We start from the raw sequence: 24145 nt of genomic DNA on the forward strand, positions 1-24145 counted from the left end.
CATCTTTATCATCTTTTATGTATTCGTGTCTTAGCCATTTGGCAAGTTACACATGCTCCTCTTGCCCGAGAAGAGCGCAATACCTTAATATTATAATATGGTTTTCCGGCGTTCATGCCATGCCTCCACTAACCAAGCGGCAATATTGTTTAACAAATATTTTATTTATGAAAAGAAAACTTACTTTAATTCTTGCCAGCATATTCCTCTGTGTGGGAATGGCATTGGCACAGACACCGATGAAGGGCGTTGTCGTTTCCGCTGAGGACAACGAGCCTGTAATCGGCGCGACCGTGAAGGTTGCGGGAAGCCAGGCGGGAGCTGTCACCGACATGAACGGCGAGTTCTCTGTCAACGTTGCCCATGGCACGCGTCTTGAAGTATCCTATGTGGGTATGATTACAAAGACAGTAAAGGCTTCCCAGAACATGAGGATAGCCCTTGAGTCCGATGCACAGGCTCTTGACGAGGTCATGGTCGTTGCATACGGAACGCAGAAGAAATCTTCATTCACCGGTTCTGCAGCCGTTGTCAATGCAGACGAAATAGGTAAAGTCCAGGTTACAAACGCCGTCGACGCCCTCAAGGGTAAGGCTTCTGGTATACAGATTACCACAGCAACAGGTGCTCCTGGCTCAACACCTACAATCCGCATCCGCGGCATCAACTCCCTTAATGCGGAGAACTCTCCGCTCATCGTCCTTGACGGCTCACCTTTCGACGGTTCGCTGAACGACATCAACCCTGTGGATGTTGAGTCAATGACCGTCCTGAAGGATGCCGCTTCCACAGCCCTCTACGGTGCTCGTGGCGGCAACGGTGTAATCCTTATCACAACAAAGAGTGCCAAGCGCGGCAAGAACGCAGTCATCACTTTCGACGCGAAAGTCGGTGCCAACAGCCGTGCCACTCCGGACTACGAGATGATTGACGACCCTGCTGCATACTACGAGATGTGGTACAAAGGCCTGTACAACTACGCCAAGAACACTTACGGCTATAGCCATGCACAGGCATTCGCGTTTGCAAACAACAACCTGACTGCAGACAATGCGTATGGCCTTGGCTACAATGTCTACACAGTACAGCCAGGCCAGACACTCATCGGCCAGAACGGCAAGCTCAATCCTACAGCGACTCTCGGCAACATCGTCAGCCACAACGGCAAGGACTACCTCATCACTCCGGATGACTGGATGGACGAGACGTACAATACTTCCACACGTCAGGAGTACACGATGAGCGCATCAGGCGCTACAGACCGCAGCACATTCTACGCTTCCGTGAACTATCTCAACAATGAGGGCATCACTCCGCAGGCCAACTATGAGCGCTTCACTGCACGCCTTAATGCTGACTACCAGCTCAAGCCATGGCTGAAGCTCGGCATGAACATGACATACGGCCACTCCGACATGGACGAAGTGGACAATGATGGTCTCGGTGGAAGCTCAGGCAACATGTTCGCAATGTCAATGATAGCTCCTATCTACCCTCTCTACATCCGTGATGCGCAGGGAAACATTCTTTACGACGATAATGCGAAAATCAACAACTATGACTACGGCGACGGCACTATCATCGGTCTCTCACGTCCATATCTCGGTTCGGGCAACCAGCTGTCATCAGCACAGCTTGACCGTAACCATACACAGCGCAACACATTCAACGGCACAGGTACTCTTGAAGTGCGCCTGCCTTACGGATTCACAGTGACAGCCATCAGCAACTACTATCTCCGTGAAGGGCGTAACACAACTACAACAAACCCATTCTTCGGACAGTATGCTTCATCCAACGGTATCGTTTCTATAGAGAACTCACGCACATGGAGCTACAACCACCAGCAGCGCCTCAATTGGCGCAAGGAGTTCGGGGAGCACAATGTCGAGGCTATGGTAGCCCACGAGTACTACCGTCTCTACAGCGACGCACTCTATGGCTCACGTGACAACATGTTCTCACCAAATTATTATGAGCTCTCCGGTGCAGTGAACGTACGCAACACAAGTTCTTCTGGCAGCGATTATAACACGGAATCATGGCTCGGACGCGTGATGTACGATTATGCAGACCGTTATTTCGGACAGGCTTCCATAGTGCGTGAAGGCTCCTCAATGTTCGACCCAGACAACCGCTGGGGTACATTCTGGTCCCTCTCCGCTGGCTGGAACATACATAACGAGGATTGGTTCAATGTCAAATGGGTTGACGAACTGAAGTTCAAGGCATCTTACGGTGAGAACGGCAACGACAAGATTTCCGCATACCGATACATCACATACTACAACATCGTGAACTCAAACGATGCCGTATCCCTCACACCAGGTGCTTACGGCAACAAGAAGCTCTCATGGGAGAAGAACGGCAAGTTCAACATCGGTCTTGATTTCAGCCTCTTCAACGGACGTCTCTCCGGCGGTCTCGAGTTCTACGCGAACCGCACTGTAGACATGATTCAGACAATGCCGCTCCCTTACACATTCGGCTACACAGCCTACCTTGACAACATCGGCAACATGACAAACCGTGGTTTCGAACTTAACGTGCGCGGCGACATCATCCGCAACAAGGACCTTACCTGGACTGCTTATGCCAACATGACCACCAACCACAATGAAGTCACAAAACTTGCAGAGCCAAGCAAGCGCATGTACATCGGTGGCGGATACATGGGTTCTTACTCCGACAACTACTGCAAGGTTGAAGGCAAGTCAGCCTACACATTCTACATGCCAAAATATGCAGGCGTGAACGAAGAGGGCAAGTCTCTCTGGTACAAGGAAGTATGGGCGCAGGACGCTTCTACGGGCGAATACCTGAAGAATGCTGACGGCACTTACATTGTGGAGGACATTGTCACTACAGACCAGTACAGTGACGCCACGTCATTTGCATGTGAAGATGCACTCCCTGATGTCTACGGCGGCTTTGGAACAAGCGTACAGTGGAAGGGCTTCGACTTCAGCGTCGATTTCACATACCAGCTCGGCGGATATGTATATGACGGCACATACGCAAGCCTCATGAGCAGTTCCAACGGCCAGGCTATCCACGTCGATATGTATGACGCATGGAGCCCTGAGAACACAGGAAGCAACATCCCTCGCTGGCAGTATGCCGATGACCGCATGGGAGCACAGTCTGACCGCTGGCTCACAAGTGCATCCTACCTCACACTCCAGAACATCACTCTCGGCTACACACTGCCAAAGAGCCTCACCCAGAAACTCGGAATCAACAAGGTGCGTATTTATGGTGTGGCAGACAACATCTGGACATGGTCAAAGCGCCAGGGCCTTGACCCACGCCAGAGTGTTACAGGTTCTGTGTCAAGCGCATACTACAGCGCTGTACGCACAATCTCCGGAGGTATCAGCGTGACATTCTGACACGAGACGCTATTCATATCTATAATAAAAGAACAACTCATTTTTGAATACAATGAAAAAGAATATATTCGTAAACATGGCAATCGCCGTGGTCAGCTTGTCTACGCTGACAGGATGTCTTGAAGAGACATTCCCAGCCAACGGCATTGCCACTGAAGACCAGGTTGGCGAGTCAGGTTCTGCCACAGAGGCATTGGTGATGGCTATGCCGGCATACTGCCACACTGTAAACTGGGACGACCGCCACATGTGCTTTGGCTATGGCTCAATGATGCACATCCGTGACCTGCAGACAGGTGATGCCGTAATGCAGTACAGCGGCTCTAATTATGACATATGGTTCAACAAGTGGACACAGAACAAGTACATGGGTCAGGACTATTTCTACGCACAGTACCAGTGGATTTACCATTGGAAATTCATGCAGACTGTCAACAACGTGATTTCAGCCATCAACCCGGACAATGCTACAAGCGAACAGGTAGGACAGCTCGGTGCCGCTTATGCCTATCGTGCAATGCTCTATCTTGACATGGCGCGTATGTACGAATTCCTTCCTAACGACAAGACAAGCAACATCAACGAGGACGGAAATGACGTGTCAGGACTTACAGTGCCTATCGTAGAGGCCGGCATGGAAGAGGCTGTCGCACGCAACAACCCACGTGCAACCCACGCTGATATGGTAAAGTTCATTGAAGGTGACCTCAACAAAGCAGAGACATATATCAAGAACCTTACCGACACACGTGGAAAGATTCTTCCTACCTTGGCTTGCGCCTATGGCCTTAGGGCACGCCTCTACATGTGGGACGGCAACTATCCAGAGGCTCAGAAGTATGCACGCATGGCCATAGACAATGCAGGCATACAGCCTATGACAATGCAGGAGTGCCTGAACACCACTACCGGCTTCAACGTGACAGACCCTTGGATGTGGGGCGCACAGCAGACATCAACAAACCATACTGTGACCTCCGGCATCATCAACTGGACATCATGGGTATGCAACGAGACAACCTTCGGCTATGCCTCCGCTCCTGGTGGCTCACCGTCATTCTCAGCAGACAGGAAATTCTATGAGCGCATCAACGACACAGACTTCCGCAAGCTTATGTTCAAGGCTCCTGCCGGCTCTCCACTTGAGGACCAGGTCATTTATCTCAAGCCAAGCTACAAGACAAGCCTTCCTACATACGGCTCTGTGAAGTTCCGTCCAGGACAGGGCAACGACGGAAACTCTTCTGTCGGAGCATGTACAGCTTATCCGCTGATGCGCGTCGAGGAAATGTACTTCATTGAGGCAGAAGCTGCCGCTCATCAGGATGCACCAAAGGGCAAGGCTCTTGTAGAGTCATTCATGAAGAACTACCGTGACCCTAACTATGTCTGCCACTCATCATCTACTGACGATGTTGTTGAGGAGATTGTATTCCAGAAGCGCGTTGAACTTTGGGGCGAAGGCCAGTCATTCTTTGACATCAAGCGCCTGAACTACTCTGTGACACGTGGCTATAAGGGAACTAACGTTGATGACAATCTCGCACGCCTCAACACAAACGGCCGTCCAGCATGGATGAACTGGGTCATTGTACAGATTGAGGAAGAGAACAACGAGGCTTTGGTGGGCAAGAACAACCCTGACCCGTCAGACAAGTACACTCCTTGGGTTGAAAACAACTAAACACAAGTCGATATGAAAAATATATTCAAATATACATTGGCAGCCTTGTTTGGTGTATTGTCATTCGCTTCATGTACCAATGATTTCGAGTACGAGGGAGCAGACCCGAACAATTTGGGTGGCAACGGATACGTTGAGTCCACTAAAGCAGGAACAACATTCATGTTCGTTCCGGGCCAGACTCAGGACGTGCAGTTCGTGGTTGGTCGTATAAATGCTGAAGAAGAGGGAACAGTATCCCTTACAAGCAACAGCGACAAGCTCTCCGTCCCTGCAACAGTCCAGTTTGCAAAAGGAGAGAAATCAAAGACCATCACAGCAACAGCCAACATTGCGACAGGCGCGACAGAGAAGATTGTTGTCTCTGTGGCAGAAGGTGACGCATACCTTTATGCACAGTCAGAGATTACGTTCACAATCCAGGTGTTCCCTGTGATAGACGTCCAGTATCTGTTCGGAGCATTTACCGAAGACATCCTGCCTTGGCAGCTCTATGACCTTGGTGACGGCCAGTACCGCATACCGGCAGGTGGCTACGACTATGACATCGATTTCACTATCGACAGCAAGAACCGAATCATTGTCAAGCCACAGGCAGCATGGGTACATCAGGACTATGGAGATGTCTATATCATGGGCAATGCTGCCGGTGATGCGAAAGCCGACGGTTCCGGAAGCGGCGTGGCAGGCATGTATGACCCTGCAACGGGCATCGCGCAGATGGCTCTCTACCATTTCGTGCCAGGTGTAGGCTCTTTCGGAACATTCATGGACATCGTCATCTTCCCTAAAGCAAACAATTAATCACTCTTCACATTCCCTGACAAAGACCGGGACGGAATCATAATGTTCCGTCCCGGTCTTTCCAAATAAGGGGACTTTGGAATCAAAGCAAGAGTGACCTTCAACTCACACCTAAAAAAAATCATAGCATGAGAAAGACCTATCTTCTATTGTCCCTGCTCTGCACTGTGACAATGGTTTATGCACATGAGCGTTCCATCGAGGAGAAACTGGCAGCAGCGTCAACTGTAGTCCGGAGCACCCAGCCCGCAATGGCAAAAGCCAATGCTGCCGGCCAGAAGCTCCGCATACAGCACAGCAGTGAGATGCTGACCGTCATAGGCAACGACAACGGCTTTGCCCTTATCGCCAACGACGATATGTTCAATGCCGTCGTGGGCTATTCCGACAACGCCTTTGTCCTTGACGAGAACAACAGCCTCTCATGGTTCATGTACGCCGCAGGGGAGTCCATGAAAGCACGTATTGCCGACGGCAAGCCTTCTTACGCCCCCACCGCACCTGACACAGAGAGATTCAAGGCCAGCATTGCCCCTATCGTCAGCACGACATGGAACCAAAGCAAGCCTTACAACGATTTGTGCCCGAAAGACACAAAAGGCAACGGATATCCTTCCGGATGCGTGGCAACGGCATTGTCGCAGATTATGAAACACCACAGGTATCCTGTCCATGGCTATGGCAGGAAATCATACTCTTTCAGTCCTTCAGAAGGTGTTGGAGAACTTCTCTCTGCCGAGTTTGAGAGCACTTATTACCAATGGGACAGTATGCTTGACAACTACATTTCCGGACAATACAGTGCAGAGGAGGGCAATGCCGTGGCGACATTGATGTTCCATGCCGGTGTTGCCGTAGAGATGAACTATACTCCAAGCGGAAGCGGCGCATATTCCTCAGAGGCACGCAACGGGCTCATGAAGCATTTCGGCTACAACAAGAACATCAGCCTGCTCTACCGTGACTACTATTCCCAGAAGGAATGGATGAACTTCATCTTCAACGAACTGAGCAACGAGCGCCCTGTCTACTATGCAGGCTCTGACAAGCAGAGAGGCGGGCATGCATTCGTCATCGACGGCTATGACGAGAACGGCTTTGTGCATGTAAACTGGGGATGGGGAGCAGACGGAGGCAACGGCTTCTATGATATAGCTCTCCTTAATCCCACCGGCTACAGCTTCAGCATAGGCCAGGACATGCTCATCGGCATAGCTCTCCCTGACAAGGACATACGCTATGAGCCACAGATTGTCAGTGACCATACTATGTCAGCAGCAAAAATCACTGATGCTCTCATCAATGTGGCAGTAGGACAGACAGTGTGGAACCTTAGCGGTGATGCATGGTCCGGTGAACTTGGCATAATACTGAAAGGCAACGGACAGGAATATGTTCTGGCACAGAAGCCAGTAAAGACGACACCGTATCTATATAACGTGCTCAGCAACATGGAAGGGGCATTAGGAGGCTTACTTAGTTTGCCTTCAGGCCTTTCTGACGGGGAATACCGGCTGTTCACAGCTTCAAAAGGCAGCCCCGACAAAGGCTGGAGCCTTGTGCGACGCAAGGACGGGCAAACCAACAGCTACCTTATGGACATAAACAACGGGAAAGTCACCCTCAATGCAGCTAACGATGATTCATGGCCGTCCACAGGCATTAAGAAGATTTCCGGCAGCAATGCTGCTGGCACATATTATGATGTCTATGGCCGTCCTGCCGCCTCATCGACTCGCGGGATTATCCTGCACAAGCAGGGCAATGGCATCCGGAAGATTGTAGTCCGCTGAAATATGGCTATACAACGGAGGAATCACTTCACGCAAACCTCCCATATTGACATACCATAAGGATGAAGACATACAGAAACAAGTTGTGACAAGGAAAGCCAAAAGGCGTAGCCTCCAACACAAAAAGAGCCGTATCACCACTCTGCATGAGAGTCTTGATACGGCTTTTTCATTATCAGCGACTATTGTAAAGTACTTTATAATGGAATATTTTCTTGCTAAAACTTGTTCTTTCCTGTACAAACCAATTCCCAGCAGTTGCTCACCATGTCTTTTGGACAAGTACGATGACCAACCGGGTGGAAACGCACCCATCATCGAAGCAGAGGGCAAGACTGCACATACAGGTGTCAGTTGCCCACATGCAGCACTCCGTAAGAGCCGGTGGTGCTGCACCGGTAGCGCGTAAGGCCTTTGCCGTCCGATTCGCTGTTCCCGCCGTTGTTCATGTTGTAACGGCGCCTGCATACATTGCAGGCGGCAATGCCGTCACCGGACATCGTGAGGGGCTTGGAGCGCACAGGCACCACGGCAGGGTCGAAACAGTTGGGGCACTCACGGTCATAGGCGCAGAACTGGCCGTCAGTCAGTGTGCCGAAGCCTACAATGAGCCCGCCGTTCATCCCGAGCGCGCGTGTGCGGCGGTCATCCTCGGCGTTGTAGCGCTTTGTGGAGGAGAGACCGCTGTTGTTCAAGAAAGTGAATTCCTTGCGTGCATCGTTGTTGGTTATCATGCAGAACACTCCCGGAGACATCTGGTTCATGGCAGAGGCAAGTGTCTCGTCCAAATGGAGTCCGTTGTCAATGACAAGGTAGCAGGGATGGCTTGTATAGGTGTTGTCACCGCTGCAAGCCACCAGTGAGAATGCCGCGAATGCAAGGCTACACAGCCAAGAGCTTCTTTTCCGCATCGTCAACCCTTTCAAAGTTAAATTCCTTCAATATGGATTCCATCAGCGACTGTATACGGTCGTTGCAGAGATTGCCTATGGAGCCTTCGTGAGTGTGGTGTATGTCCTTGTCAGGCGTGAAGTTGCCAGCCTCGATGTCAAGCCCCACCTTGCGGTAGGCGTCACGGAACGGCATGCCGTCAGCAGCGAGCCGGTTCACTTCCTCCACGGAGAAGATTGCGTCATACATAGGATTGTCAAGAATGTCCGTCCTCACCTCCATACGGTTGATTATGTAAGCCGCCATCGACAGGCAGTCCTTCATGTCCTCGAAGGCAGGGAGGAACACCTCTTTTATTATCTGCAGGTCACGGAAATATCCGCAAGGCAGGTTGTTCATGATGAGCGTTATCTGCTGCGGGAGTCCCTGCAGCTTGTTGCATTTTGCACGTATAAGCTCAAAGACATCCGGATTCTTCTTGTGCGGCATGATGGAAGAACCGGTGGTGCACTCCTTCGGGAGCTTCACGAAGGAGAAGTTCTGCGAATTGAACATGCACGCATCGAACGCCATCTTCGCCACTGTTCCTGCGACACTCGCCATTGCCATTGCCACGTTGCGCTCCATCTTGCCGCGTCCCATCTGTGCATAGACCACATTATAGTCCATCGTGTCGAAGCCGAGGAGGTCGGTTGTCATCTGTCGGTTGAGTGGGAACGACGAACCATAGCCGGCAGCAGAGCCGAGCGGATTGCGGTTTGTCATGCGGTAGGCTGCCTGCAGGAAGAGCATGTCGTCCGCCAGCGATTCGGCATAAGCGCCGAACCACAGTCCGAAGGATGACGGCATGGCTATCTGCAGGTGCGTATAGCCCGGCATAAGCACGTCCTTGTACTCCTCCGATTTCGCCAAAAGCTCATCAAAGAGGGACTTTGTCTCCTCCACAATACTGCGGAGAGCGGCACGCGTGAAGAGTTTCAGGTCTACGAGCACCTGGTCGTTGCGCGAGCGCCCGCTGTGGATTTTCTTGCCCATGTCTCCCAAAGCGCGTGTGAGCATAAGCTCCACCTGCGAGTGAACATCCTCGATGTCATCCTCGATGACGAACTCTCCGCGCTCACAGACATCATAGATGGCACGAAGTTCGCGCAGGAGTTGCGGCAGTTCATCGTCACTGATGAGCCCGATGCTGTTAAGCATGGTGATGTGCGCCATAGAGCCGAGCACATCGTATTTTGCAAGATAGAGGTCCATTTCGCGGTCTCTGCCCACGGTGAAGCGTTCTATCTCCTTGTTTATCTCAAATCCCTTGCTCCAAAGTTTCATAAGAAATTGTAAGTTGTAATATGTGTATGTTACATGAAAAGGCCATTGCCGCCAGTCAAGGGACATACAGCGTGCGGGCGCCAAGTGTCACGACCCGTCAGCGGCTGCACGCCGTTTCCTCCACAGCCTCCGGCAATCACATCATCTGATAAGGCAGCTGGGCGAGCATGTCAGCCATTTGGTCGATGCCCTTCTCCAGCTTCTTGCCAATCATCATCTTCATCATCATGTTGAGGTCAGCCTTCAAGGTGAGCCTCATCTTTGAACCTCCGGCACTCACCGGGAGCACCTGAATCCACAGGTTCGCGTCAAGCGGTGCACCGACAGCCGCCAGTTTGATGCAGCGGTTCTCCTCACGCTCGACGATTTGCAGCTCCATCAAGCCAATCATCGGCACCGGAAAAGAGATACTGTCGCTCGTGAGCACCACTTCTTTCAGTTTCTCCAGCTGCGCAGGGTCCTGTCCCGCCTCCTTCAGTTTCTCAGCAATCATCGGATTGTTGGCGGCGTTTTCGAGGATAGGACGGAAGGTTTCGAGGTTGGAGAGCTTGCTGTAAACCTGTTCCACAGTGCACTGTGGCAGGAATTTCACTTCACTTTCGTATTTTGCCATAAGTCGTTTTCGGGTTTATGGTTGTGGGTTAAAGGTTGTATTTGAGGGTCAATATTGTCAATACTGACAGCACTGTCAATATTGCCCATAACCTAAAATCTGAATGTTTAGTCCTGCATCCATGTTGACGGGCTCTTTCTCCATGTGGAGAGAACCTCAAGGTCAGACTCTTGGATGTAGCCTGTCTTGGCAGCGATCGCTGTGGTGTGCTCATAGTCGGAGAGCGTTATGAGGCGCACACCGGCAGCCTTGAAAGCCTCCTCCGCCTGTGGGAAACCGTAGGTGTAGGACGCTACCATGCCCACGACCTCAAACCCTGCGGCGCGGAGAGCCTCGACAGCCTTCAGGGAAGATCCTCCTGTGGAGATAAGATCCTCAACGACAACGACCTTGGCACCCTCCGGCAGTGTTCCCTCGATAAGGTTTCCCATGCCGTGGTCCTTCGGTTTTGAGCGGACATAGCAGAAAGGCTTGCCCAGTTCCTCGGCAACCAGCGCCCCCTGTGCTATCGCTCCCGTCGCCACACCGGCAACGGCTGTCGCCTCAGGGAACTCGCTATTGATGAGGTGGCACAACTCCTGCTTCACGAAGCTGCGCACTTCAGGGTAAGCAAGCGTCTTGCGGTTGTCGGTGTAGATAGGTGATTTCCAGCCTGATGCCCATGTGAACGGGTTCTGTGGCTGCAACTTGATAGCGTTGATTGCGAGCAGTTTTGCTGCGAATGCGTTTTTGATTGATTCCATGATGTGTATATGTTTTTTGTTGTTTATGTCTCAAATGTGTGCGCCCGTCCGCGCGTTTTTTATAACAAACAAATGTTTTCTGCAAAGGTAGTTATTATTTTTGATATTGCAGCATTTTTCACTTTTTTTGTGGTTTTGTGAGCATCTGCAAAACAAAAGGTTACCTTTCGCATGGTAAAGTGTAACACTTCACACGACAAAGTGTTACCTTTGGGCAGGCAAAGTGTTACCTTTTGTATTTCACTGATTTACAGTGGTTTTTACACACCGTGACATAACAAAGTTCCGATAACAGTCTTTCACCTCTGCGTCCGGCAGAAAGCGAGGACACTGATTTTAATTCCGGGGATGTCACGCAACGTCTCAAGGCACGCCCTGACAGTCGCTCCGGTGGTGATAATGTCGTCGATGAGCACGACATGGCGTTCAGTCAGGCACCCGATGTCACCCAAAAGGAAACCTCCGGCGTTGCCCGTTTTGCGGTGATGCGCCGTGGACGCCTGGCTTACGGTATACTCTTGGCGGGTGAACACATCCATGACGGCAGGCAGACCGGTGACCTCGCTTATGCCACGGCATAGCTCTTCGCTCTGGTTGAAGCCGCGCTTTCTCCTACGCGACGGCGTCACCGGCACAGGCAGAAGCACCTCGCCCTCGGCAAGAATCCGTGCCGGCACCTCCTCCTGCGCCATGAGTTGTCCGGCATAACGGCACAGGTCGGCATCGGGACGGTAGTATTTCATGCGCGAGATGATGCCATGCACCACATCGTCAGGGACATATTGGAACGCAACCGCCACACCTTCCACAGGGAAAGTGTTCCAAAACATGCGTGCAAGTCTGCTGTCCCGAGGGTCGGTGTGTGGCGACGGGCGCGCCATTCCGGCAACGCAGCCGAGGCAGACATGCCTTTCGGCAGGCATAAGTCGTCTGCCGCAGCAAAGGCAGGTGCGTGGGAAGATTGCGTCTTTTATGCTTCGGAGGTTCATTGGGGATGGGTTTTAGTCAGGATTGTCAATCTTGTCAGTTGTGTCAGGATTGCCAAGGCGTCGTTATTGACAGTACTGACAATTATGTCAACACTGTCATCTTTCCGCCTTAAATTATCTTAATCTTTCGTCGGCAGGCGGTGTTTTGTCTCGATTAATTGCTAATTTTGTGAGACGATGACTTATCAGGAAATCATACGACGGCTACTGCCTGTCTGCGGACAAGGCGAGGCGCGGGCAGTGGCAAGGCTCGTGCTGGAGGAGCGTTTCGGGCTTTCGCTGACGGACATTGCCTTGGGCAAAGTTAATGATTTTAGCCGAGAAGACCTTGAAGAGCTTGAAAAAATTATGGTTCGTTTAGAAAACCATGAGCCTGTCCAGTATGTCTTGGGATGGCAATGGTTCTGCGGCAACAAGTTCCGTGTCGCCCCCGGAGTGCTTATCCCTCGTCCCGAGACAGAACGTCTTGTGGACAGATGCGGCGTGACAGACAGCGGTTGCCGTGTACTTGACATAGGCACAGGCTCCGGATGCATAGCCATAAGCATCGCGCTGCGCCACCGCTGTCGCGTGGAAGCCATGGACATCAGCGAGGAAGCGTTAGCCATCGCCAAAGAAAACGCCACAAGCCTTGGTGCGGAGGTCACTTTCCGCAAGGCTGACATACTGCAGTGGCGTGAGTGGCGCATGGCTTCCGACAAGGAGAAATACGACATAATCGTCTCCAATCCGCCATACATCTGCCGCAAAGAAACCGCCGAAATGGAGCGCAATGTCCTCGACCACGAGCCGGAAATCGCACTGTTTGTGCCGGACAACGACCCTCTGCTCTTCTACCGCGCTATCGCGGAGTTTGGCAGGGAGGCACTTGCCGAGGGCGGAAGGATAGCCTTTGAAATCAACCGCGCCTATGGCAGCGAGGTTTGCAGCATGCTTTCCGCACTCGGATACCACGCTGCGGAGGTCATCGACGACCAATTTGGAAACCCAAGGATTGTATTATGCAGAAGATAGATGAAAAGGAAGCCCTTCAGCGGCTGACGCTCCTTTGCTCGCAAAGTGAGCATTGCGAAAGCGAGATGCTGGAGAAAATGCGCCGTTGGGAGATAGCCGACGATGCCCAAGCGCGCATAATGGTGACGCTCATCGAAGAGCGTTACATCGACCACAACCGTTATTGCCGCGGCTTTATCCATGACAAGATGGAGTACAACCATTGGGGCCGGCGCAAGATTGAGCAGGCTTTGTGGATGAAAGGCATAGAAAAGAGAGTCTCCACGCCGTTGTTTGACGAGATTGACGAGGACCGATGGACGGACATCCTGCGTCCGCTGATTAGGCAGAAGCGCAAGTCCGTGAAGGGCAGAAACGATTACGAGATAAACCAAAAACTGCTGCGCTTTGCCTTAGGCAGAGGATTTTCCTTCGCCGAAGCGAGGGAATGCATCGGCGATGTTGACGATGTGGAGGAGGATTGGTGACACGCTGACGGACAAATTGGCAGGAAAGGCATCATGAAGCGTCACGTCTTTACCGTAAAGCATCACGTTTTATCATGATGCATCATGCTTCATCATGTAACATCAATCATGTTGCACCATGTTGCATCACGCTTTACCATGTCGCATCCACAAAAACCAACCCCACAACCAAAAACACTAAGAAATGATAGCATTACTGTTTCTTTTACTGCTTATCCCTGACATATATATATGGTATATGTTCCTGCGCAGTACGCATTGGGCGTGGCAAGCGGCATTCTTCGTGCCGGTCATCGCCACGATTCTGTGCATGGTGCTTGTGCAGACACCGATGTATCAGGCATGGATGTTCCGTACAGGCATGATGCTTATGCTCATATTCACGGCTCCGAAACTGCTCTTCATGCTCCTTTCGCTCATAGGACTCATGACACGCCCGCTGCTTCCTGTGGCATGGCAGGTGATGAACGGTGCCGGTGCTGTTGTCGGAACGATAATGGTGGGCATCGTGATGTACGGCACGCTCTTCGGCTGGCGACGCCTTGCGGTCAACGAGGTGGAACTGTCGTTCAAGGACTTGCCTGCCGGTTTTGACGGCTATCGTATCGCACTGATGTCCGACATGCACATCGAAACCTACGGAAGTGCGCCGGAATTCGTGGAGAAGATTGTCCATGAGGTGAACCGAAGGCAACCGGACATGATATGTTTCGTTGGCGACCTTGTTAACAGCAGCCCAAAGGAGCTTGACGGTTTTATGGACATTTTTCCGCAACTGAAGGCGAAGGACGGTGTGTTTTCCGTCATGGGGAACCATGATTACTGCACCTACACCAGGGACAAGAGCGCGGAAGCCATACGCAAGTCTGTCCGCGACCTGCAGGAACGTGAGCGCATGTTCGGGTGGCAGTTGCTGAACAATGACAACAGGACTATACATCATAACGGTGATTCCATACTCCTTGCGGGCGTGGAGAATTCAAGCCGACCGCCGTTCCCTGACTATGGGGACTTGCGGAAAGCACTCTCGACAGGCAGGAAAGCATCATCGGTGAGTAATAATGACAGCCTTTTCACCATACTTCTCAGTCATGACCCGACCCATTGGCGGCGCAATGTGCTGCCGGAGACAAATGTCCAGCTGCAACTTTCCGGACATACGCACTCCACACAGTTCAAACTCTTCGGGTGGACTCCTGCATCCCTTATCTACGATGAGTATGCAGGACTCTATGAAGAGTGTAACCGCAAGCTCTTTGTCTGCACCGGAACAGGCGGAAACCTACCCTTCCGCTTCGGTGTTTGGCCCGAAATCGTGGTCATAACACTGAGGAAAGGGTGAAGATTGACATATTCTCTCACACACTAACCAATAAACATCGCAATTATGAGCAGTACTATTCTCATTATCATTCTAACAGCTTTATGCCTGTTTCTTTTCCTGAAAAACAAGAAGAAAACCATTAAAACGGGTGAAGAACCGCCTTGCATTCTTTCTGAAAAGGATAAAGAATCGGACATTCGGCAAGAAGCTGAAGACGACAGTCCTATTGAGGATGAGAACCACAAAGAACTAATCACACTCCTTGAAGGCTGCCGCTGCAGACCTCTTTCGCCGGACTTGATGCAACATGAACTGAAGGAAGTGTGGCAGAAGGAATACCAAAGAGGCAGGAAAGAAGGGTTCTGCCCTATCCTGCTGGAGATGACCGATAATCTTCTTGACGGTCTTTCGACACCATCATGCCTGACAGAGAAAGAGGAGTTCGCCAAATGGAGGCAGCAGATGCTCGACAATCCGGTAAAGGACGGTAAGGCTTTGCTTGCGGAAAGACTTGAAGGAGAGCGTGAACTCTTTAAGGAAAACGACGAAGATGCCGATTGGGAAGAGGTGATGGTCGGAACATCCGAAGGGGCGGAAGCATCCACGGCGTTCGATTTCTATGGCTATGACGTCATGCTTGTGGAGGTTCCGGTAAAGAATCCGTGGCAAGTCTTCGCCTATCTCCCTATGGGCGGCTGGAACGAATGCCCTGATGCGGAGGAGCAGATGGCTGTCGCAAAATACTGGTTCGAGAAGTATGGTGCCGTGATTGCCGGCATATCGTCCGACACAATAGTATATGTCCTCCCACAACCTGTAACGAAGGACACACTGAAACTCGCCGAAGAGCAGTTCGCCTACTGTCCTGACATCGTCGACCAAGGCTACGGCAACCTTGCGACACTTGCCGATGCAAACAAGGAATCGACAGTATGGAACTTCTGGTGGGACTAAGATTTCCACCGGAATGTTTGGCACAAAGGAAAGAATTTATTAACTTTGCCCTCACAAAAAGGCAGAAAGACCGGAACACTTAATAACAGAAACATAATCTAAAACCAACATCAAATCAAAGAAAAACCATGAAAGTTGTATGCGTTCATACTGCAATGGCTCTGGTAGGGCCGTTGACAGAGACATTCAAGAGGCTCATTCCGGAAGTTGAGGTTGAGCATATCGCCGAGAGCTCGCTGATAAAGGAGGTCATTGCCAACAATGCCGTGACTCCTGCGGTACGCCGCCGACTCCTCGACTACTATAACGCCGCGGCGGATTCCGGTGCGGATGTGATCTTCAACACCTGCTCTTCCGTGGGCGACATAGCAGACCTCGGCAACCAAATCTGCCGCATCCCGGTGTTCAGAATCGACAAACCGATGGCTGAAAAGGCTGTGCAGGAGGCAAAAAGGATTGGCGTAATCTCCACTCTTCCTACCACTCTCGACCCTACATGCCGCCTTTTACAGAACTGCGCAAAGGCTGCCGGCAAGGAAATAGAACTCGTGGAGGGGCTCGCCGACGGTGCTTTCGCTGCGGGACAGAGCGGCGACAGCGAGACACATGACCGCCTTATAGCCGAGGCAGCACAGAAGATTGCGGACAAGGTGGACATGTTCGTGCTCGCACAAGGCTCTATGGAGCGCATGGAAAAGCGTCTCGCGGAACTCACCGGCAAGCCGGTTCTTTCATCGCCTTGTCTCGGTGTGCTCGGGCTGAGGAAATATCTCGGACTGTAAAAGACAACCACCAAACATGGGAACAAAATAACTTTCCCCTGTCTCCAAAGCGAAATCATTGTTTTGGAGACAGGGGAATTTTGCGTTATGCCCTACTCTCAGAACGCCGCAAGGACAGCTATCACGGCAAGGATGCCCACAAACACCGTTGCCGGGACACACACCGCACGCATCGGCAAGCGTCCTCCGGCATTGGCTGTGCCTGCCGAGAAAGCGGCATTATGTGCCAAAACCCATTTGTAAACAAAGAACAACAGTGTGGCAGAAGCCCCTCCCACCACTGCGCCGACAAGCAAATCGGTAGGGTAATGCACACCAAGATACATCCGCGAATACACCTGCGAGAGCATCCACACCGTCATTGTCACGGCAAGAACCCTGCCACGGAACTGCCAAAGGAGTATCACCAGCAACGCCATTGTGTTCGCTGCATGGCACGAAGGCATACCGTACGGCGCACCACGGTAGTCATGCACGACGTGAATAACTGCCGAAAGCGGATTGTCAAGGTTGGACGGACGCAGCCTTTCCGCCCACGGACGGATGACATGGGAGCACATCTGGTCGGCAAGAAGAATGGTAAGTCCCACGGCAACAATGTACAACAGCCCCCTTCTCCACCCCAACGAGCGCACCACGGCGTAGGCTATGGCAAGGTACATCGGTATCCATGTGAACCTGTAAGTCAGCATCCACATGTACTCATCCATATACTCAAAATGATGGGAATTGACCCATAAAAGTATCGCTTCATCCATATCGCATCTTGTAAAGTAACGTATTTTTCTGCAAAAGTACTACTTTTTTCCCGCAAACGGCTGACAATGTCAAAAAAAAACATTAATTTTGCATTTCGGAACTGTGATTTCCAATGATATAAAGTAAACGAAAACAATAGAGCGAATATGAAAGAATACAAGAGAACTACCGTAACAGCCGCCCTGCCGTATGCCAACGGCGGTGTGCACATCGGCCACCTTGCCGGTGTCTATGTCCCTGCGGACATCTACGTACGCTACCTGCGCCTGAAGAAGAAGGACGTCATCTTCATTGGCGGCTCTGACGAACACGGCGTGCCTGTGACTATCCGCGCACGCAAAGAGGGCATCACCGTGCAGGAGGTTGTCGACCGTTACCACAACTTGATAAAGGACTCTTTCGAGAAGTTCGGTATCTCTTTCGACATATACAGCCGCACAACGTCCGACATACACCACAAGTTCGCCTCCGATTTCTTCCGCACTCTCTACGAAAAGGGTGAACTTGAGGAGATTACAGAGGAACAGTACTGCGACGAGGTGACAGGAGAATTCCTCACCGACCGCAACATTGTAGGCACTTGCCCACGTTGCGGAGCAGAGGGAGCATACGGCGACCAGTGCGAGAAATGTGGCGCAACACTCTCTCCGGATGAACTTATCAACCCTACAAACAAGAACAATCCGGGACACGGACTTGTCAAGCGACCAACCAAAAACTGGTATCTGCCGCTCGGAAAATACCAGGATTGGCTGAAAGAATGGATACTTGAAGGCCACAAGGAGTGGCGTCCGAATGTCTATGGGCAGTGCAAGTCATGGCTCGACATGGACCTCCAGCCACGCGCAATGACACGCGACCTCGACTGGGGCATACCGGTTCCGGTGGAAGGTGCTGAGGGCAAGGTGCTCTATGTGTGGTTTGACGCGCCTATCGGCTATATCTCCAACACAAAGGAACTCTGCGACCAGAACCCCAAGAAGTTCGGAACGTGGGAGCAGTGGTGGCAGGACGAGGACACAAAGCTCGTGCATTTCATCGGAAAGGACAACATTGTGTTCCACTGTCTCATATTCCCTGTCATGATGAAGGCTCACGGCAAGTACATCATGCCTGACAATGTGCCTTCCAATGAGTTCCTTAACCTCGAGAATGACAAAATCTCCACATCGCGCAACTGGGCTGTCTGGCTTCATGAATACCTCGAAGACATGCCCGGAAAGCAGGATGTGCTGCGCTATGTCCTCACCGCCAACGCACCGGAGACCAAGGACAACAACTTCACATGGAAGGACTTCCAGGAGCACAACAATTCCGAACTCGTGGCGATTTACGGCAATTTCGTCAACCGTGCGTTGCAGCTGACAAAGAAATATTTCAACGGCGTAGTCCCTGCATGCGGCGAACTTCTTGACGTTGACAGCAATGCGATAGCAGAATTCAAGGATGTCAAGAAGAACGTTGAGGAACTTCTCGACCAGTATAAGTTCCGCGAAGCACAGAAAGAGGCGATGAACCTTGCACGCATCGGCAACCGTTACATCACCGAATGTGAGCCGTGGAAGGTGTGGAAAGAAGACCCAAAGCGCGTGGAGACAATACTTTACGTCTGCCTACAGCTCACCGCCAACCTCTCAATCGCCTTCGAACCGTTCCTGCCATTCTCATCAAAGCGTCTGCGCGAGATGCTCGCCATGGACACCTTCGAATGGGAACAGCTCGGCACAATGGACATCCTGCCTGTCGGAAAGCAGCTCAACGAACCTGCACTCCTCTTTGAAAAAATTGAGGATAGCGTGATAGACGCACAGCTGCAGAAGCTCGAAGACACAAAGCGTGCCAACGAAGCAGCAAACTTTGAGCCGGAACCTATCAAAGAGAACGTGGACTTCGAGACCTTCGAGAAGCTCGACATCCGTGTCGGACTGGTGACTTCATGCGAAAAGGTGAAGAAATCAAAGAAGCTCCTCAAGTTCCACATCGACGACGGAACCAAGGACGGACGCACAATCCTCTCAGGCATTGCACAGTACTATGCTGACCCTCAGGTGCTTGTAGGCAAGCAGGTGCTCTTCGTTGCCAACTTTGCTCCGCGCAAGATGATGGGCGAAGAGTCACAGGGCATGATACTCTCAGCCGTGAACTACGACGGCACCCTGCACGTCACCTCCACTCTTGACCAAGAAGTAAAACCGGGCTCAGTGGTGGGATAAGCCACGGACGCGCCTTCCGAAAAAGGCAAAAAACAAAAACTCAGGATTACCCATGTTGCATCAAGATGTCTCATGATTCAACATGGGTAATCCTGAGTTTCTTTTCAAATCTTCACACCCAGCCAACCCACAGATAACCAACGACTTACAAAACAGCAACAGACTCGAAAACAAAAGGTAACGTTTTACCCCACAAAAAGTAACACTTTACATAACCAAAGGTGACCTTTCACACAATGAAAGGTCACCTTTGGTTTTCTGCATCATGGCATAACAGAAAATGCCCGGTCATCACAGGTTCATCACATCCTCATCAAACGTCTCTTTCCTGATTGCTTTCGCCTTCACCATGGAGCGGTGGTTGTAAATCGTCTGCGTACTGTAGTTAAGCAAAACGGCTATCTTCGCACTGTCGTTTATGCCCAACCGTACCAGCGCAAAGATACGCAAATCGAGGTTCATCGCACCACCCATGCCAAGGCTTATCCTGCTTTCGGGCTGTAGAAGAGCATTGAATTTTTCAATGAAATCAGGGAAGGCAAGCAAGAAAGCTTTGTCGAAATTGTTGAAAAACTCCTTTGCCTCCGCCTCCGTCATGCGCGACGGATTGGCAAGTTTCATGAGGTCGGCAACTTGGTTCGCCTTCACTTTCCTTTGTACAGTAGTCTGAAAATGAGTAAGTTTGGCTATATACGCCGCCGTAAGTTCCATAAACATGCTTATGACGCTCTCCCTCTGCCTCGTCATGAGCAGCAGTTCCTTATTCGCACTGTCAAGACTTGCATTCGTGCGCTCCGCCTTTTCCATTGCCACGCGCAGCGATTCGTTGGCAACAGTCAATGCCAACCGGCTCTTTTTCACCCTTTTATGGTCAACGAAAAGGAGGGCGGCAACGACAAGAAGCAGCACCGCCATGACGCCGACCGCCATAATCACGTAGCCACGCTGACGGTTGCGCTCGACAAGCTGACGCTCGTAATTATTCACAATCGACGGTATCTTCCGCGAAATTTCCAGCAGACGAAGACGGTTTCCGAAGAAGATGGCATCGTCAAGCGAATAGTCCAAATACATGTTAGCACGCTCATAATCAGGCGTTTCGTCATTCACCATGTCCAAAGCAAGGGTCTGCAAAGCCAGATTTTCCTTCAACGGACAGATTTGGTCGCTGATGGCGGCACGGACAATGTAATCACGACGCATCTTCTTGTCCCCCAAAGCAGTGGCTGCAGAAGCCATTCCGAAGGTTATCTGGGCATAAAGCCGCTCGTAAACAGCCACGCCCGACAACGCTTTCTCATAAAGTTCCAATGCCTTGCAGTGGTCATTCCGCTTGATTTCCTGCTCAGCTTTCATGTAATACCACGATGCCGTACCCTCCTGAAGCACAGAGATTAGAGAATCCAAATAGACATTTTCCTTAGCATGATAACCTTCAGAATAGGCAGTCCCCTCGGCATATTCCGCAAGAACACCGTAACACCACTCATAAACCATGTAGTAGTCGGGCAGAATCCAATCTGGAATTTCCTCACGGCTGATGCTGCCAAGGCAGCCCAAAGCCTCATGGAAAAGTCCTGCCGTGGTGAGCATGTCCGCCTTGTGGATTATGGCAAGGTTAGCATAATCCGTGCTTCCTGCCCTGCGGGCCTCACCATGGAGTTTGTCGGCATAAGCCATTGCCGAATCAAACCTGAACGTTGAATATTCCTCATAGACGGAGTTCAGGTGCTTCAATCGCTCCGTGGGAATGGTGGTTTTAGCAAGTTTTGATTTCAGACGCTCTATGGTCTGCTCCTTCAAACGCACATAATGGTCGCGCTTTGCAAGGACTTTGTCCAATGAATCAATACTGACGGTCTCGCCTTTAGCAATGGCAGCCGTAAGGAAAAGCAGGAAAAGGATTATTGATCTGCGCATAGGGGTAATGTGTTAGTTTATCTATTGCAAAGATAATACTTTTCCTGTATTCCACCAAATAACCAATTAATTATATTTACCTGAGACATCAAAAACACGAAATATTACCGTTTTGATTACCAACTAATTACACAAAATAGTACACTACTGTACATTTACCGCACAGTTACTTAATGGAACAACCTAAAGAAAATCATATTATCTTTGCCAACGGAAACCCAAAAACCTAAAAGATATACACCACATGAAAAGAACATCTCTACTTGCTTTGACCTTTGCGGCAACCGTCGCAAGCAGTGCAGCCACGGAACAGCGTGACACAACAGAATCCGTTACGCAGGAAAAGAAAGAGGAACGCAACGTCATGCTTAACGCATCGGACGCCAACAAACCGCGTGAAATCCAAATAGGACTGCCAAGTGAGGACATCAATGTCTATGAAAACGGGCTCCCTGCCGTCTACTCTTCCGCAGTGCATAAGCTCTCCGCCCACTGGCGCAGTGACAACTCGCTTGGCGAAGTGTCGCTCATGACTCCTTCGGAATCGGCAATTGCCACGGGAAACGTAGCCTACTCCGTCAACAGCAACAGTCGATGGGGAGAAAAAGCGTTCCACGCCATTCTCTCATACAAGGCTAACCACTTCGGTTGGCAGAACTTTGACATGAACGCTTCGGGAGGAATAACCGACAATCTGCTCTTCACAGCGTCCGTCTATCAGAACTTCGACCCGGGCAGTTTCAGACTGAAATTCACGGATTATGCCGACCGCACGCAGTTGTATCATCTCGGTTTGACGCACCTTCTGCCAAACAACCGCGGACGCATCTCCCTCATGTATAAGCATTCACGTAACGAAAATCCGGGCAATTTTTCCAATGCTGCTCCGTTTATATATAAAGGCGACGGCAGTGTCGAGGAGCTTCCGGGCTTCAAACTTGGCACAAGTTCCTACGTGCCACGCAACGGCAGGTTTCAGTATATGGACATCATTACCGGCGAAATGCGCACATGGAATCTTGGCGAAGACACACAAAACATGGCAAACGAGCTTACTCTGGTCGCCGATTACCGCTTCAACAAAGGATGGAAGGGCAGCCTCTCGTTCAAATGGATGGACGCTCCGCGCGCCAAATATGTGGATTTCGGCGGAAGTTCCATATCAGAAGTCAGTGCCGACGACAACTATATGCTTGACGACGGTTCTACATATACCGGACTGAAGGAAGGCAGGAGGACATGGCTTCATGACGGCAAGGTGAGAAATGTCCTTCTCACGACGGAGCTGCAGAAGACTTTCCGCACCAACACTCTCAAACTCGGTCTGAACCAATGGCACTATTCGCTCGACTATCATTCGGCATCCATGCAGTGGGATGCCACAGTTGAGGAGTATCCGCGTATGCTCAACTCCACTTATGGGTATAACGAACTGAGTCCGGAGTACACGAAAGGCTACGAGAACAAGCTCGCCATTTATGCCACCGACCAATGGCAGGCAACATCGCGCCTCAGCATTTTCGCCGGAGCACGTCTTGAATATTACCGTATGAATGCCGACCGCATCCCGATGAACCGCTTCTCCGGCTTCCATATCGGTGCAGTATCGCCTGCCGACGGCTCAACAGTGGCAATAGAAAACATCGTGAAAAACAAGCTCAACTATGCCGCCACGCTCCGTGCCACCTACACTTTGAGCCATGGTTTCGGGCTTACCGCGGACGCTACCATTGCCACACGCTTCCCGCGCATCAACGAATATGCCGGCACAGGGCCTACGGAAGAGCAGTACAAGCGTGTGACAATCCCGCTCGTCCGTGGCGGACTGACCTACCGCAACTCATGGCTTGACCTGACATCCATGGTCAGCTACATCGGCAAGACAAACAACATCGACCAGCAAAACCTCACACGACCGGGAAGCACCGAAAGCAAGACTGTCCTGCTCATCTACGGCATACAGACCATAGGGTGGACAACATCGGCAGAAATAACACCGTTCAAAGGGGCACACCTCCACGCTCTGCTGACCATCCAAAAGCCTACATACAAGGATTACAATGCATCAGTGACATTCTCTGACGGCACCGCCATGGCTGTTAACGCCAACGGGAATGTTGTAAAAGAGATTCCGCAGACCCTTATTGAGCTTGACCCAAGCTATAACATCACCGATGACCTGCGACTTTGGCTCAGTTTCCGTTATTTCGGCAAGACTTATGCCAACCTTCAGGAATCACTTTTCTTCAACGGACGTTGGGAATCGTTCGGCGGAATAAACTGGCGGGTGAACAAAAACCTGAGCCTCAACGCCACTGTCATCAATTTCCTGAACCAGAAAGGGGCAAGCGGGACTATAAACGGAAGCGAACTTATCTCGAAAGAGGATGCCCATCTGTTTGCGGGACATTACATGAGCGGCAACTATCTTCGTCCGTTCACACTTGAATTTGGCATGAAACTTGAATTTTAACCTA

The 24145-nt window shown here is 51.1% G+C and carries 17 protein-coding genes and 1 pseudogene; 11 read left to right on the forward strand and 7 right to left on the reverse strand.

Translation table 11 applies throughout. The features are described 5' to 3' along the window. Positions 1-167: 167 nt before the first annotated feature. The 4 genes from E5358_RS03990 (at position 168) to E5358_RS04005 (ending at position 7673) form a co-directional block, all read left to right on the forward strand. Positions 168-3392, forward strand: a complete 3225-nt coding sequence (locus E5358_RS03990) for a SusC/RagA family TonB-linked outer membrane protein (protein WP_135938997.1) — start codon at positions 168-170, stop codon at positions 3390-3392. A gap of 52 nt (positions 3393-3444) precedes the next feature. Further along, the gene (locus E5358_RS03995; RefSeq protein ID WP_135938998.1) at positions 3445-5076 is read left to right on the forward strand and encodes a RagB/SusD family nutrient uptake outer membrane protein; all 1632 of its coding nucleotides are present in this window, start codon (positions 3445-3447) and stop codon (positions 5074-5076) included. Between the two features lie 12 nt (positions 5077-5088). Then, positions 5089-5880 carry a hypothetical protein gene (locus E5358_RS04000; RefSeq protein WP_135938999.1) on the forward strand — a complete coding sequence of 264 codons (792 nt, stop codon included), beginning with the start codon at positions 5089-5091 and terminating at the stop codon, positions 5878-5880. Between the two features lie 128 nt (positions 5881-6008). Next, a complete protein-coding gene (locus E5358_RS04005) occupies positions 6009-7673 on the forward strand; it encodes a C10 family peptidase (protein ID WP_135939000.1) in 1665 nt (554 codons plus the stop codon). 350 nt (positions 7674-8023) lie between these two features. Here the strand turns inward: E5358_RS04005 and E5358_RS04010 are convergent, their stop codons facing one another. From E5358_RS04010 to E5358_RS04030, 5 genes are all read right to left on the reverse strand, one after another. After that, on the reverse strand, positions 8024-8584 hold the full coding sequence (locus E5358_RS04010) for a hypothetical protein (RefSeq protein WP_277821152.1): 561 nt from the start codon (positions 8582-8584) through the stop codon (positions 8024-8026). Beyond that, positions 8556-9890, reverse strand: coding sequence for an argininosuccinate lyase (gene argH, locus E5358_RS04015; protein WP_135939001.1), 1335 nt, complete (start codon positions 9888-9890; stop codon positions 8556-8558). The genes E5358_RS04010 and argH overlap by 29 nt, the downstream gene beginning before the upstream one ends. Positions 9891-10026: 136 nt before the next feature. Further along, positions 10027-10503 carry an SRPBCC family protein gene (locus E5358_RS04020; protein ID WP_135939002.1) on the reverse strand — a complete coding sequence of 159 codons (477 nt, stop codon included), beginning with the start codon at positions 10501-10503 and terminating at the stop codon, positions 10027-10029. A 107-nt stretch (positions 10504-10610) separates the two neighbouring features. Then, the gene (gene pyrE / locus E5358_RS04025) at positions 10611-11246 is read right to left on the reverse strand and encodes an orotate phosphoribosyltransferase (RefSeq protein ID WP_135939003.1); all 636 of its coding nucleotides are present in this window, start codon (positions 11244-11246) and stop codon (positions 10611-10613) included. Between the two features lie 299 nt (positions 11247-11545). Beyond that, complete coding sequence (locus E5358_RS04030; protein ID WP_135939004.1) at positions 11546-12235, reverse strand: ComF family protein; 690 nt, start codon at positions 12233-12235, stop codon at positions 11546-11548. A 177-nt stretch (positions 12236-12412) separates the two neighbouring features. On the opposite strand from E5358_RS04030, the gene prmC reads away from it, so the two are divergent. The 5 genes from prmC to E5358_RS04055 all read left to right on the forward strand — a co-directional run bounded on the left by prmC (position 12413) and on the right by E5358_RS04055 (position 16776). Next, positions 12413-13249 carry a peptide chain release factor N(5)-glutamine methyltransferase gene (gene prmC, locus E5358_RS04035; RefSeq protein WP_135939005.1) on the forward strand — a complete coding sequence of 279 codons (837 nt, stop codon included), beginning with the start codon at positions 12413-12415 and terminating at the stop codon, positions 13247-13249. Next, the gene (locus E5358_RS04040; RefSeq protein WP_277821153.1) at positions 13237-13716 is read left to right on the forward strand and encodes a regulatory protein RecX; all 480 of its coding nucleotides are present in this window, start codon (positions 13237-13239) and stop codon (positions 13714-13716) included. Before prmC ends, E5358_RS04040 begins: the two co-directional genes overlap by 13 nt. 184 nt (positions 13717-13900) lie before the next feature. Next, complete coding sequence (locus tag E5358_RS04045; protein WP_135939006.1) at positions 13901-15058, forward strand: metallophosphoesterase; 1158 nt, start codon at positions 13901-13903, stop codon at positions 15056-15058. 45 nt (positions 15059-15103) lie between these two features. Further along, the gene (locus tag E5358_RS04050) at positions 15104-15994 is read left to right on the forward strand and encodes a DUF4253 domain-containing protein (RefSeq protein ID WP_135939007.1); all 891 of its coding nucleotides are present in this window, start codon (positions 15104-15106) and stop codon (positions 15992-15994) included. Between the two features lie 128 nt (positions 15995-16122). Further along, complete coding sequence (locus tag E5358_RS04055) at positions 16123-16776, forward strand: aspartate/glutamate racemase family protein (protein WP_135939008.1); 654 nt, start codon at positions 16123-16125, stop codon at positions 16774-16776. A gap of 98 nt (positions 16777-16874) precedes the next feature. On the opposite strand, the gene E5358_RS04060 is transcribed toward E5358_RS04055, so the two are convergent. Continuing rightward, complete coding sequence (locus E5358_RS04060; protein ID WP_135939009.1) at positions 16875-17534, reverse strand: phosphatase PAP2 family protein; 660 nt, start codon at positions 17532-17534, stop codon at positions 16875-16877. Between the two features lie 144 nt (positions 17535-17678). Here E5358_RS04060 and metG point away from each other — a divergent pair. Then, positions 17679-19748, forward strand: a pseudogene (gene metG, locus E5358_RS04065) (methionine--tRNA ligase); the annotation flags it as partial. A 291-nt stretch (positions 19749-20039) separates the two neighbouring features. Here the strand turns inward: metG and E5358_RS04070 are convergent. Continuing rightward, positions 20040-21668 carry a DUF6377 domain-containing protein gene (locus E5358_RS04070; protein ID WP_135939011.1) on the reverse strand — a complete coding sequence of 543 codons (1629 nt, stop codon included), beginning with the start codon at positions 21666-21668 and terminating at the stop codon, positions 20040-20042. Between the two features lie 244 nt (positions 21669-21912). Here E5358_RS04070 and E5358_RS04075 point away from each other — a divergent pair, with 244 nt between their 5' ends. Beyond that, complete coding sequence (locus E5358_RS04075; RefSeq protein ID WP_135939012.1) at positions 21913-24141, forward strand: TonB-dependent receptor; 2229 nt, start codon at positions 21913-21915, stop codon at positions 24139-24141. Positions 24142-24145: the final 4 nt, after the last annotated feature.

Source organism: Palleniella muris (genome assembly GCF_004792655.1).
Taxonomy (GTDB): domain Bacteria; phylum Bacteroidota; class Bacteroidia; order Bacteroidales; family Bacteroidaceae; genus Prevotella; species Prevotella muris_A.